This is a genomic window from Serratia ficaria (assembly GCF_900187015.1).
Taxonomy (GTDB): Bacteria; Pseudomonadota; Gammaproteobacteria; order Enterobacterales; family Enterobacteriaceae; genus Serratia; species Serratia ficaria.
The window spans coordinates 3132059-3144939 of sequence record NZ_LT906479.1; the positions used below are offsets into that span (position 1 = coordinate 3132059).

The 12881-nt window shown below is 64.1% G+C and carries 15 protein-coding genes; 14 read left to right on the forward strand and 1 reads right to left on the reverse strand.

Features of this window, described 5'->3' with window-relative positions; all coding sequences use genetic code 11:
- Positions 1–262 precede the first annotated feature (262 nt).
- From fliF to sra, 14 genes are all read left to right on the forward strand, one after another.
- A complete protein-coding gene (gene fliF / locus CKW09_RS14820) occupies positions 263–1942 on the forward strand; it encodes a flagellar basal-body MS-ring/collar protein FliF (protein ID WP_095097997.1) in 1680 nt (559 codons plus the stop codon).
- Positions 1939–2931, forward strand: coding sequence for a flagellar motor switch protein FliG (gene fliG, locus CKW09_RS14825; protein WP_061794680.1), 993 nt, complete (start codon positions 1939–1941; stop codon positions 2929–2931). Before fliF ends, fliG begins: the two co-directional genes overlap by 4 nt.
- Positions 2924–3625, forward strand: a complete 702-nt coding sequence (fliH, locus tag CKW09_RS14830) for a flagellar assembly protein FliH (RefSeq protein WP_061794681.1) — start codon at positions 2924–2926, stop codon at positions 3623–3625. Before fliG ends, fliH begins: the two co-directional genes overlap by 8 nt.
- A complete protein-coding gene (fliI, locus tag CKW09_RS14835) occupies positions 3625–4986 on the forward strand; it encodes a flagellar protein export ATPase FliI (protein ID WP_061794682.1) in 1362 nt (453 codons plus the stop codon). Before fliH ends, fliI begins: the two co-directional genes overlap by 1 nt.
- 21 nt (positions 4987–5007) lie before the next feature.
- On the forward strand, positions 5008–5454 hold the full coding sequence (gene fliJ / locus CKW09_RS14840) for a flagellar export protein FliJ (protein WP_061794683.1): 447 nt from the start codon (positions 5008–5010) through the stop codon (positions 5452–5454).
- Positions 5451–6650, forward strand: a complete 1200-nt coding sequence (locus tag CKW09_RS14845) for a flagellar hook-length control protein FliK (protein WP_095098000.1) — start codon at positions 5451–5453, stop codon at positions 6648–6650. The genes fliJ and CKW09_RS14845 overlap by 4 nt, the downstream gene beginning before the upstream one ends.
- Positions 6651–6939: 289 nt before the next feature.
- Positions 6940–7425 carry a flagellar basal body-associated protein FliL gene (gene fliL / locus CKW09_RS14855; protein ID WP_095098006.1) on the forward strand — a complete coding sequence of 162 codons (486 nt, stop codon included), beginning with the start codon at positions 6940–6942 and terminating at the stop codon, positions 7423–7425.
- Positions 7426–7430: 5 nt separating this feature from the next.
- Entirely contained in the window at positions 7431–8435 is a 1005-nt protein-coding gene (gene fliM / locus CKW09_RS14860; protein ID WP_061794686.1) for a flagellar motor switch protein FliM, read from the forward strand.
- On the forward strand, positions 8428–8844 hold the full coding sequence (fliN, locus tag CKW09_RS14865) for a flagellar motor switch protein FliN (protein ID WP_061794687.1): 417 nt from the start codon (positions 8428–8430) through the stop codon (positions 8842–8844). The genes fliM and fliN overlap by 8 nt, the downstream gene beginning before the upstream one ends.
- Complete coding sequence (fliO, locus tag CKW09_RS14870) at positions 8844–9248, forward strand: flagellar biosynthetic protein FliO (protein ID WP_095098009.1); 405 nt, start codon at positions 8844–8846, stop codon at positions 9246–9248. Before fliN ends, fliO begins: the two co-directional genes overlap by 1 nt.
- A complete protein-coding gene (gene fliP / locus CKW09_RS14875; protein ID WP_095098012.1) occupies positions 9245–10015 on the forward strand; it encodes a flagellar type III secretion system pore protein FliP in 771 nt (256 codons plus the stop codon). Before fliO ends, fliP begins: the two co-directional genes overlap by 4 nt.
- 33 nt (positions 10016–10048) lie before the next feature.
- The gene (gene fliQ, locus CKW09_RS14880; protein WP_061794690.1) at positions 10049–10318 is read left to right on the forward strand and encodes a flagellar biosynthesis protein FliQ; all 270 of its coding nucleotides are present in this window, start codon (positions 10049–10051) and stop codon (positions 10316–10318) included.
- Between the two features lie 2 nt (positions 10319–10320).
- Positions 10321–11103 (forward strand): flagellar biosynthetic protein FliR, encoded by a 783-nt coding sequence (fliR, locus tag CKW09_RS14885; protein WP_061794691.1) that lies wholly within the window; start codon positions 10321–10323, stop codon positions 11101–11103.
- 344 nt (positions 11104–11447) lie between these two features.
- Entirely contained in the window at positions 11448–11582 is a 135-nt protein-coding gene (sra, locus tag CKW09_RS24800; protein WP_095098015.1) for a stationary-phase-induced ribosome-associated protein, read from the forward strand.
- 283 nt (positions 11583–11865) lie between these two features.
- Here sra and flgL read toward each other — a convergent pair whose 3' ends face one another.
- Complete coding sequence (gene flgL, locus CKW09_RS14895) at positions 11866–12825, reverse strand: flagellar hook-associated protein FlgL (RefSeq protein ID WP_061794692.1); 960 nt, start codon at positions 12823–12825, stop codon at positions 11866–11868.
- Between the last annotated feature and the right edge of the window lie 56 nt (positions 12826–12881).

Sequence of the window (12881 nt, forward strand, 5' to 3'; positions counted from 1 at the left end):
CCGATGCTGCACAGCCTACCACAGCGGTTTTTTGCTAAATCGGTTAATTAACTGCAAAAAACCCGGCTTATCGGGCCATCGAAATCGCCGTCGCGGGCAAATAATGGCATGCCCAGAAATGGGAGCGCCGCTATTTAGAAGATATGTGTATCAGGGAGTCTGTTTTGTCACACAACGCTAACCATACCGTTCATCAGCCTGGCAGGGAGCTGCGCAGCGGCCCGCACCGGATCCTGAGCGCCATTGAAGGACCGGACCTAAAATGAGTGCCTCAATCATCGCCGGCGAAAGCCGCGACCATGGCCTGCTGGCCATCTGGAACCGTCTGCGCGCCAACCCGAAGATCCCGTTGCTGGTCGCCGCTTCCGCCGCGATCGCCATCGTGGTCGCGCTGCTGTTATGGGCAAAAAGTCCAGACTACCGCGTGCTGTACAGCAACCTGAACGATCGCGACGGTGGCGCCATCGTCACCCAGCTCACGCAGATGAACATCCCTTACCGCTTCGCTGAAAACGGCGCGGCGCTGCTGATCCCGGCGGAAAAGGTGCATGAAACCCGTCTGCGTCTGGCGCAGCAGGGGTTGCCGAAAGGCGGCGCCGTCGGCTTCGAACTGCTGGATCAGGAAAAATTCGGCATCAGCCAGTTCAGCGAGCAGATTAACTATCAGCGCGCGCTGGAGGGCGAACTGTCGCGCACCATCGAATCGCTGGGGCCGGTGCAGAACGCCCGCGTGCATCTGGCGCTGCCCAAACCTTCGCTGTTCGTGCGCGAACAAAAGTCCCCTTCCGCCTCGGTAACGCTAACGCTGCAGCCAGGCCGCGCGCTGGATGACGGCCAAATCAACGCCATCGTCTATATGGTCTCGAGCAGCGTCGCCGGCCTGCCGCCGGGCAACGTGACGGTGGTCGATCAGGCCGGCCGTCTGCTGACCCAGTCCGACGGCACCGGGCGCGATCTCAACGCCGCCCAGCTGAAATACGCCGGCGAAGTGGAAAGCCGTTTCCAGCGTCGCATTGAAGCGATCCTGGCGCCGATGGTCGGCAGCGCCAACGTGCGCGCCCAGGTCACCGCGCAGATCGATTTCGCCACCCGCGAACAAACCGACGAAGAATATCAGCCCAATCAGCAGCCGAATAAGGCCGCCGTACGCTCTCAGCAAACCAGCCTGAGCGAGCAGATTGGCGGGCCGCAGGTCGGCGGCGTGCCGGGGGCGCTGTCCAATCAGCCGAGCGCGCCGGCCAGCGCGCCGATAGAAACCGCCAAGCCCGCGGCCGCCGGCAATAACGCCGCCCGGCCGACCGCCGCCGATGCCGGCAGCCGCGGGCCGCAAAACACCCGGCGCGACGAGACCACCAACTATGAGGTCGATCGCACCATCCGCCATACCCAGCAGAAAGCCGGCGCCGTGCAGCGGCTGTCGGTGGCGGTGGTGGTCAACTACCGCGGCGCGGGCAAAGACGGCAAACCGCTGCCGATGAGCAAGGAACAGCTGACGCAGATTGAATCGCTGGTGCGTGAGGCCATGGGCTACTCCAGCAGCCGCGGCGACACCCTGAACGTGATTAACACGCCGTTTACCGATAACGAGGCCACCGGCGGCGAACTGCCGTTCTGGCAGAGCCAGTCGTTTATCGATCGCCTGCTCGACGCCGGCCGTTACCTGCTGGTGCTGCTGGTGGCCTGGCTACTGTGGCGCAAACTGGTGCGGCCGCAGCTGCTGCACCGCCAGGCGGCGCAGCAGGCCGCCATCGCCGCCGCCAATGCGCCCGCCGCCAAGCCGGCCGACGGCGGCAAACCGAGCAATGAGGAGCTGGCGCAGCGCCGCAAGTCGCAGCAGCGCGTCAGCGCAGAAGTCCAGAGCCAGCGGATCCGCGATCTGGCTGATAAAGACCCGCGCGTGGTCGCTCTGGTAATCCGCCAATGGATGAGTAACGAGATATGAGCCTGACCGGAACCGAAAAAAGCGCCATTCTGCTGATGACGCTGGGGGAAGATCGCGCGGCGGAGGTGTTCAAGCACCTCTCCTCGCGCGAAGTGCAGCAGCTGAGCGGCACCATGGCCAGCATGAGCCAGGTGTCGCACAAACAGCTGAGCGAAATACTGGGCGAGTTTGAAGACGACGCCGAACAGTATGCGGCGCTGAGCGTCAACGCCAGCGACTACCTGCGTTCGGTGCTGGTCAAAGCGCTGGGCGAAGAGCGCGCCGCCAGCCTGCTGGAAGACATTCTCGAATCGCGCGAAACCACCACCGGCATGGAAACGCTCAACTTTATGGAGCCGCAGAGCGCGGCGGATCTGATCCGCGACGAACACCCGCAAATCATCGCCACCATTCTGGTGCACCTGAAGCGCGGCCAGGCGGCGGATATTCTGGCGCTGTTCGACGAGCGCCTGCGCAACGACGTAATGCTGCGCATCGCCACCTTCGGCGGCGTGCAGCCGGCGGCGCTGGCGGAATTGACCGAAGTGCTGAACAACCTGCTCGACGGCCAGAACCTCAAGCGCAGCAAAATGGGCGGGGTGCGTACCGCAGCCGAGATCATCAACCTGATGAAAACGCAGCAGGAAGAAGCGGTTATCGATGCGATGCGCGAATACGACGGCGAGCTGGCGCAGAAAATCATCGACGAAATGTTCCTGTTCGAGAACCTGGTGGAAGTCGACGACCGCAGCATCCAGCGCCTGCTGCAGGAAGTGGAAGGCGAGTCGTTGCTGATTGCCCTGAAGGGCGCCGAGCAGCCGCTGCGCGAGAAGTTCCTCAAGAACATGTCGCAGCGCGCCGCCGACATCCTGCGCGACGATCTGGCCAACCGCGGGCCGGTGCGCATGTCGCAGGTGGAGAACGAACAGAAAGCCATTCTGCTGGTGGTTCGCCGCCTGGCGGAGAGCGGCGAAATGATCATCGGCGGTGGCGAGGACACCTATGTCTGAGCGCATTAACGCCCTGCCCTGGCAGCCCTGGTCGCTGAACGATCTGGCCGAAAAACCGCCGGCCTTCGAACCGCCGCCGCCCGTCGCGGCAAGCGACGCGGCGCCGCAGGATGAGCAAGCCGACCTGCAGCAACGGTTGGCGCAGCTGCGCCTGCAGGCCGAGCAACAGGGCCGGCAGCAGGGTTACGCCGACGGCCAGCAACAAGGCTACGAGGCCGGTTTCCAATCCGGGCTGGAGGAAGGCCGTCAGCAAGGCTTGCTGGAGGCGCAGCAGCAGCAACAGCCGCTGACCGCCCACTGGCAGCAGCTGGTGACCGAATTCCAGCATACGCTGGACGCGCTGGATAGCGTGATCGCCTCCCGCTTGATGCAGCTGGCGCTGACCGCCGCCAGGCAGGTGCTGGGCCAGCCGCCGGTGTGCGACGGCACCGCCCTGCTCGGCCAGATCCAGCAGCTGATTCAACAGGAACCGATGTTCAACGGCAAGCCGCAGCTGCGCGTGCACCCGGACGACTATCCGCGGGTCGAGCAGCAGCTGGGGGTCACCCTCGGCCTGCACGGTTGGCGGCTGCTGGCGGACGGCCAACTGCATCCCGGCGGCTGCAAGGTCAGCGCCGAGGAAGGCGATCTCGACGCCAGCCTGGCGACGCGCTGGCATGAGCTGTGCCGCCTGGCCGCCCCGGGGGAAGTGTAATGACCGCGCGTCTCGGCCGCTGGCTGAGCTCTCTCGATACGCTGGAAAAACGCATCGCCCGCGCGCCGACGGTGCGCCGTTACGGTCGGCTGACCCGCGCCACCGGTCTGGTGCTGGAGGCCACCGGCCTGCAGCTGCCGCTCGGCGCCACCTGCCTGATCGAGCGTCACGACGCCGGGGAGGTGCAGGAGGTGGAAAGCGAAGTGGTCGGCTTCAACGGCCAGCGGCTGTTCCTGATGCCGCTGGAAGAAGTGGAAGGCATAGTGCCGGGCGCGCGGGTTTATGCGCGCATCGCCCCGGAGGGCCAGAGCGCCGGCAAACAGCTGCCGCTCGGCCCGGCGTTGCTGGGGCGGGTATTGGACGGCGGCGCCAAACCGCTCGACGGCCTGCCTGCGCCGGATACCGGCTACCGCGCGCCGCTGATCACCGCGCCGTTCAACCCGCTGCAGCGTACGCCGATCGAAAAGGTGCTGGACGTTGGGGTACGCACCATCAACGGCCTGCTGACCGTCGGCCGCGGCCAACGCATGGGCCTGTTCGCCGGCTCCGGCGTGGGTAAAAGCGTACTGCTCGGCATGATGGCGCGCTACACCCGGGCCGACGTGATCGTGGTCGGCCTGATTGGCGAGCGCGGCCGCGAGGTCAAAGACTTCATCGAGAACATTCTCGGCGCCGAAGGCCGGGCGCGTTCGGTGGTGATCGCCGCCCCGGCCGACGTTTCGCCGCTGCTGCGCATGCAGGGCGCCGCCTACGCCACGCGCATCGCCGAAGATTTTCGCGATCGCGGCCAGCACGTGCTGCTGATCATGGATTCCCTCACCCGCTACGCCATGGCGCAGCGCGAAATCGCCCTGGCGATCGGCGAGCCGCCGGCCACCAAAGGCTACCCGCCTTCGGTATTCGCCAAGCTGCCGGCGCTGGTGGAGCGTGCGGGCAACGGCATCAGCGGCGGCGGCTCGATCACCGCCTTCTATACCGTGCTGACCGAGGGGGATGACCAGCAGGACCCGATCGCCGACTCGGCGCGCGCCATCCTCGACGGGCACGTGGTGCTGTCGCGCCGTCTGGCGGAGGCCGGCCACTACCCGGCGATCGACATCGAGGCCTCGATCAGCCGCGCCATGACCTCTCTGATCGACGAAGAGCACTACCGCCGGGTACGCAACTTCAAGCAGATGCTGGCCAGCTACCAACGCAACCGCGATCTGATCAGCGTCGGCGCCTACGCCGCGGGCAGCGATCCGCTGTTGGACAAGGCGATGACGCTGTATCCGCAAATGGAAGCCTACCTGCAACAGGGCATCTTTGAGCGCAGCGGCTACGACGAAGCCTGTCAACAGCTGCAGCAGCTGATTGTTTAACCACACCAGAGGCTGAGACCGATGAAATCACAGTCACCCCTGAACACCCTGCGCGATCTGGCGCAGGACGCGGTGGAACAGGCCGCACAGCAGCTGGGCCAGGTGCGCCTGGCGCAGCAGGCGGCGGAACGGCAGCTGTCGATGCTGCTCAACTACCAGGACGAGTACCGCCAGAAGCTGAACCGCCAGCTGAGCGGCGGCATGGACTCTTCCCATTGGCAAAACTACCAGCAGTTTATCGGCACCCTGGAGCAGGCTATCGATCAGCACCGGCAACAGCTGCTGCAGTGGAGCCGGAAGGTCGACCATGCGGTCAGGCACTGGCAGGACAAACAGCAGCGGTTGAACGCCTTCGAAACCCTGCACACTCGCGCCCTGAGCGCGGAGCAGCAGCGGGAGAACAAACGGGATCAAAAGCTGATGGATGAGTTCGCTCAACGCAGTGCACAAAGGAACACTAACCCATGAATCTGAACGCCCTGCCAGGCCTGGCGACAACCGGCGAAGCCGGCGGCCTGTCCGACCTGCCGCTGGATGGATCCTCGCTGTCATCCGCCTTCGCCCAACTGCTCGGGGCGCGTTTTCTGCCCGCCGGCGGCGGCAAGCTGCCCGCTGCGGCGCCGAGCGCCGACGACCCGCAGGCGCCGGCGCTCAGCCGCAGCCAGCTCAACGCGTTGTTGGCGACATTCGGCGAGCGCGATGGCCTGCTGGCCACCGCACTGCCGTGCGGCGATCGGGCCGTCAACGCGCCTGCCGACCGGCGGCAACCGGATGCGCAACAATCGGCGCCGCCTGCAACCGCAGCCGACGGCGAGCTGGATGCCGCGACCCTGCAGGCGCTGTTCGCCATGTTGCCGGCGGCGCTCGCCGCGCAACCGCCGGTCGCTTCCGGCCAGCACCACCCGAGCGCAGTCACCGATGACGGCGCCGAGCCGCCGACGGGCAGCCTGCTGAGCGCCGCCGCGCCAACGGCCCGCCCGACCGAGGCGCAACCGGGCGCCCAGCCGCCAGGCAAACCCGGGCCGAACGCGGATAACGGCGTCGCCGGCCCGGCTCAACCGCCGGCCGAACGCCCCGATCTCGCGCAGCCGAAGCCGGGAAACGAAAGCCAGCAAGCCGCAACCTTCGGCCACGCCATGGCGCCGCCGACGGGCAGCCCGCTGCAGCCGGCCCCGGCGCCCGTCGGCGCGCCGGTGAGCGCCCCGCCGACGCCGCAGCTGAGCGCGCAGTTGGGCAGCCCGGAGTGGCAGCAGGCGCTGAGTCAGCAGGTGTTGATGTTCCATCGCAACGGCCAGCAAAGCGCCGAGCTGCGGCTGCATCCGCAGGAACTGGGCGCGCTGCAGATAACCCTGAAGCTGGATGACCAGCAGGCGCAGCTGCACATCGCTTCCGCTCATGGCCAGGTGCGCGCGGCGGTGGAAGCGGCGATGCCGCAGCTGCGTCACGCGCTGGCCGAGAGCGGCATCAGCCTGGGGCAAAGCAGCGTCGGCGGCGAGCCTGCGCCGCACGGGCAGCACGGGCAGCACGGGCCCGCCGACGGCCAGGGGGGGGCGAGCTACGCCGAACGGCATGGCGACGCCAATAGCGCGGTCGAGATCGTCAGCGCGCCGGCGGCGCTGCAGCGTATGGCCGGCGCCGTCAACGGCGTCGATATTTTCGCCTGAGCCGCCGCAAACGCCCAAGCTGGCACCCATTTGCGCGTCTATTCAGGCTATTGCGCGCCGCGATAGGCGCGATAATACCGTTACCCGTCATACTTGAAGCTGCATCTTTGTTGGCTGCATTTGCGCGCCCCAGTCACATAGTTACCTATGCTCCTGGGGACTTACAAATTTGCCGCCGCGATGCAGCCCCAATTATTTGGGGTAAATCATGTCATGCGTGCGGCTTTGCCGCGCGCCATGCCCGCCGCCTCGCCGGCCGCGGGTGGAACAACAGGAATTTGATTTGGCTATGTCTCAGAATACCCTTCCGGCAGCACCGAAACGCTCCCTTCTGGTCATCTTGCTGGCGTTGATCGCCGTGGTCGCCTGCGGCGCGGCGGGTTACAGCGGCTGGCTGCTGAAGCAGCGAGCCGACGGCGCCCAGCCGGCGGCCGCCAAGGTACAGCCGCCGGCCGCGCCGGTGTTTATGCCGCTGGACACCTTCACCGTCAATCTGGTGACGCCGGACAACAACCCCGACCGCGTGCTGTACATCGGTCTGACGCTGCGTCTGCCGGACGAACATACCCGCCGCCAGCTGAACGATTTTCTGCCGGAAGTGCGCAGCCGTCTGCTGATGCTGCTCTCCCGCCAGGACGCGGGTCAGCTGGCCAGTGAACAAGGGAAACAGCAGCTGGTGGCGCAGATTAAGGACGTGCTCAGCCCGCCGCTGGTTAAGGGGCAACCGAAGCAGGTGGTCAGCGATGTGCTGTTCACCGCCTTCATACTGCGGTAATCACTATGGGCGACAGCATACTTTCACAGGCAGAGATCGACGCCTTGCTCAACGGCGACAGCGCGGGCGACGAACCCGAAGCGGTGGTCGGCCACGAGAGCGAGGTCAAGCCTTACGATCCGACGACCCAGCGCCGCGTGGTGCGCGAACGGCTGCACGCGCTGGAAATCATCAACGAACGTTTTGCCCGGCAGTTCCGCATGGGGTTGTTCAACCTGCTGCGCCGCAGCCCGGACATCACCGTCGGCCCGATCAAGATCCAGCCGTACCACGAGTTTGCCCGCAACCTGCCGGTGCCGACCAACCTCAACCTGGTGCATCTGAATCCGCTGCGCGGCACCGCGCTGTTCGTGTTCGCGCCCAGCCTGGTGTTTATCGCCGTCGATAACCTGTTCGGCGGTGACGGCCGCTTCCCGACCAAGGTCGAGGGGCGCGAGTTCACCCCGACCGAACAGCGGGTGATCAAGCGCATGCTGCGCCTGGCGCTGGACGCCTACGGCGACGCCTGGAGCGCCATTTACAAGATCAGCGTGGAATACGTGCGCGCCGAGATGCAGGTGAAGTTCACCAATATCACCACCTCGCCGAACGACATCGTGGTCACCACGCCGTTCCAGGTGGAGATTGGCGCGCTGACCGGCGAGTTCAATATCTGCATCCCGTTCGCGATGATCGAACCGCTGCGCGAGCTGCTGACCAACCCGCCGCTGGAAAATTCGCGGCAGGAGGACAGCCACTGGCGCGAAACGCTGGTGAAACAGGTGCAGCATTCCGAGCTTACGCTGACCGCCAACTTCGTCGATATCCCGATGCGGCTGTCGAAAATCCTGAAGCTGCAGCCGGGCGACGTATTACCGATAGACAAACCGGAGCGCCTGATCGCCCACGTGGACGGCGTCCCGGTTCTGACCAGCCAATACGGCACGCTAAACGGGCAGTACGCCCTGCGCGTCGAACATTTGATTAACCCTATTTTACATGCTCTGAGTGAGGAACAGCCCAATGAGTGACCCTAAGCAACCGTCTGGCGAAGGAAAGGGATCCGTAGACGATCTGTGGGCTGATGCGTTTAACGAGCAGCAGTCGACCGAGAAAGCCGGCGCGACCACCGAAGGGGTGTTCACGTCGCTTGAAGCTCAGGATGCGCTCGGCAGCCTGCAGGATATCGATCTGATCCTGGACATCCCGGTCAAGCTGACCGTCGAGCTGGGGCGCACCAAAATGACCATCAAGGAACTGCTGCGGCTGTCGCAGGGGTCGGTGGTGGCGTTGGACGGGCTGGCCGGCGAACCGCTGGATATCCTGATCAACGGCTATCTGATCGCCCAGGGCGAAGTGGTGGTGGTGGCCGACAAGTTCGGCGTGCGCATCACCGACATCATCACCCCTTCTGAACGCATGCGTCGCCTGAGCCGCTGATGACCACCGGCGCACCCGTCACAGCCCACGGCACCCAACAGCCCGCCGCGCCGGCCCTGCCGGCCGGTTCGGTGTTGACGCAGGTCAGCAGCGCGCTCGGCGGCATTCTGCTGCTGATCCTGCTGGCCGGCTGGCTGTTCCGCCGGCTGGGCTTCGCCCCGCAGGCGCGCAACGGCAAGCTGCTGAACCTGCGCGCCAGCTGCCAGGTTGGCCAGCGCGAACGCGTGGTGGTGGTCGAAGTGGCTAACACCTGGCTGGTGTTGGGGGTTACCGCCCAACGGGTAACCCCGCTGCATACCCTGCCCGCGCCGCCGCAGGAGGGGAATGCGACCGAAACGGCGGCGGCGGCGGACTTCCGCCAGCTGCTGCAAAAAGTTCTGAAACGCCCGGAAAAATCGGCATGACCGCTATTTCACCCGCCGCGCGCCGCCGCGCCGCGCGCATTTTCCCCTGGCTGGGCGCCCTGCTGCTGCTGGCCAGTCCGGCGGCGTCGGCGCAGCTGCCGGGTTTGATCAGCCAGCCGCTGGCCAACGGCGGCCAAAGCTGGTCGTTGCCGGTACAGACGCTGGTGCTGCTGACCTCGCTCAGCTTCCTGCCGGCCATGCTGTTGATGATGACCAGCTTCACCCGCATCATCATCGTGCTCGGCCTGCTGCGCAACGCCCTCGGCACGCCCTCCGCGCCGCCGAATCAGGTGATGCTCGGCCTGGCGCTGTTCCTGACGTTTTTCATCATGTCGCCGGTGTTCGACAGGGTGTACCAGGATGCCTATCTGCCGTTCAGCCAGGACAAAATCGGCCTGGACGCGGCGCTGGACAAAGGTTCGCAGCCGTTGCGCGAGTTTATGCTGCGCCAAACGCGTGAAACCGATCTGGCGCTGTACGCCAAGCTGGCCAACCAGCCGCCGCTGGCCGGGCCGGAGGCGGTGCCGATGCGCATTCTGCTGCCCGCGTACGTCACCAGCGAGCTGAAAACCGCCTTCCAGATTGGCTTCACGGTGTTTATCCCGTTTCTGATCATCGACCTGGTGGTCGCCAGCGTGCTGATGGCGCTGGGGATGATGATGGTGCCGCCGGCGACCATCTCGCTGCCGTTCAAGCTGATGCTGTTCGTGCTGGTGGATGGCTGGCAGCTGCTGCTCGGCTCGCTGGCGCAGAGTTTTTATTCGTAACCCGGCGCTGACGCCGCCTTTCAAGGAAGCATAATGACACCCGAATCGGTCATGGCACTGGGCACCGAAGCGATGAAAGTGGCGCTGGCGCTGGCCGCGCCGCTGCTGCTGGCGGCGCTGATCAGCGGCCTGGTGGTCAGCCTGCTGCAGGCCGCCACCCAGATCAACGAAATGACGCTGTCGTTCATTCCCAAAATTCTGGCGGTGTTCGCCACCATCGTGATCGCCGGCCCCTGGATGCTGAACCTGCTGCTGGACTACATGCGCATGCTGTTCAGCAACCTGCCCAATTTGATCGGCTGACCGTGCTCACCGTCGACAGCGCCCAGTTCGGCGTATGGCTCAGCCAATATTTTTGGCCGCTGCTGCGCATTCTGGCGCTCATCGGCACCGCGCCGGTATTCAGCGAGAAGCAAATCAGCAAAAAGGTGAAAATCGGCCTCGGCGGCCTGATCGTGATCCTGATCGCCCCGACCCTGCCTACCAGCAATATCCCGATCTTCTCCGCCGCCGGTCTGTGGCTGGCTGTCCAGCAAATCCTGATCGGCGTGGCGCTGGGCCTGACCATGCAGTTCGCCTTCGCGGCGGTGCGGCTGGCCGGCGAGGTGATCGGCATGCAGATGGGGCTGTCGTTCGCCACCTTCTTCGACCCCAGCGGCGGGCCGAACATGCCGGTGCTGGCCAGGCTGCTCAACCTGCTGGCGATGCTGCTGTTCCTCAGCGTTGACGGCCACCTGTGGCTGATTTCCCTGCTGGCGGACAGCTTCCACACCCTGCCGGTCCAGACCCGGCCGCTGAACGGCAACGGCTTCCTGGTGCTGACCCAGGTCGGCTCGCTGATCTTCATCAACGGCCTGATGCTGGCGCTGCCGCTGATCTGCCTGCTGCTGACGCTCAACATGGCGCTCGGCCTGCTCAACCGCATGACGCCGCAGCTGTCGGTGTTCGTGATCGGCTTCCCGGTCACCATGACCATCGGCATCATGACCCTCGGCATGATGATGCCGATGCTGGCGCCGTTCTGCGAACACCTGTTCGGCGAGGTGTTCGACCGCCTGGCGGCGGTGGTCGGCGGCATGACCTTCTGAATCCCCCTCTTCCCGCTCTTTCCGCGGCGCGCCGCAAGACAAAATGGCAAGAAACCGGCTTTATCGGAACAAAAGCGTGATAAACCCCGGTTATCCGCATTAAGGTCCAAAAGCCCGCCACGGCTTGAATAATAAAATACCCGCCCTAGAATAGACCTGAAATAAAATACAAGTGAGGTTTTATTATGAGAGGAAAGTTATAACCCGGCAATAACACGGCGACCGATAAATATCGAATTATTTCATCACCTGCTTATTAAACAGGTGCCGGCCCCGGCACGTCATAAACCCGGCGACCCGCCGCAGGCGAGGCATACCCCCCCGATAGCCCCAGGAGTGATATCATGATCAAGGCGAAAACCAACCGTAAGGCCAGACGTTTATTTGGCATGAGCCACTGGCAGAGCAACCGCTTCAAAATTGCCTTTGACGAAACGCCGGATGGCGGCGAATGGAAAGTGATCAAGAAAAAGAAATAACGCCACCCTCTTCAGTCAGTTAAAAATAATATATTCAACAAGGTTTTCCCGGCCAGAAGCTCAATAATACCCTTAGGTATTAACTCCGGCCGACCGCCTTATTATTGTTTTCGTTCCTGAAGAAAAAAAGGCACGTCACTCAAGCTTTTCGTGGGAGAAAAAGTGACGTGCCAAACAAGTGCGCCCGGTTTCAAGAATTCCCTACCCCTGCCTCGCAGCGATAGCGTTTTCTAAGCGCACCCAAGGGAAACCCGCCGTGACGACACGCCGGGGTAGTGCCCGATTAACGGTTCATCTGGAACAGCGACATGCCCTGCATATCGCCGAAGGTTTTGTACGACGCCTGCAGCGCCGCCTGCTGCATAAAGTAAGCGGAGATCGACTCGGCCAAATCCGCATCCGTCAGCGCGCTCATCTGCACCTGATTGGTCATGTCGCGTTCCTTGCCGATGCTGTCCAGCTGATCCATCTCCTGCAGCTGGCTACCCAACTCGGCGCGCACGCTCAGCACCTTGTTGTAGGAGTTGTCCATGCCGCGGTTAGCCTTGGCCAGCGCATCGGCGACCTGTTGTTGGGTGGCCTCGTCGGCATCCTGCAGCGGCGTTTTCAGCGCTTTCAGCGCAATGTCGATGCTCTCGAAGACGTTGGCCACCGGCGCGCTGCCGTCCGGCTCGGGTTTCGGGTTGCTGGTCAGCGACATGAACACCGTATTGCCGGTATGGCCGATGGTCATGGTGCGGTTGGCGTCCACCTTCTGCTCGACCGCCCTGTCGCCGCCCTGGTAACTCACCGCGCCGCCCTGGTCGACGAACGGCGGCTTGTCGTTCATATAGCCGCCGAACATGTAGCGCCCGTTGCCGTCGGTGCTGTTGGCCTGGTTGAGCAGCTGATCTTTCAGCCCCTGCAGTTGGGTGGCCAGCGAATCGCGGTCGTTATCGCTTTCGGTGCCGCCGGCGTTGACGATCAACGCCTTGATGTCCTGAATGGTCGAGGTGGCGCCGGCCAGCACGTTTTCTTCCATCGAGACGTTCTGCCGGGCGAAGGTACGCGCCAGCGTATACTGGTTGTTCTCGGCCTGCGACTGCGACAGCATCACCGCCTGCGATGCCGCCAGCGGATCGTCGGAGGGATTGATCACCTTCTTGCCGGTTGAAAGCTGCTCTGCGGCCTTCATAAACAGCGACTGGTTGCCGGTGATGCCGGCCATGTTCTGCTGATACATCATGCTGGTGCTCATGCGCATGCGGTGGTTTCCTCAAAATGAGCCGCCGCGCCCGCGTCGGGGCCCGGCCGGCAATG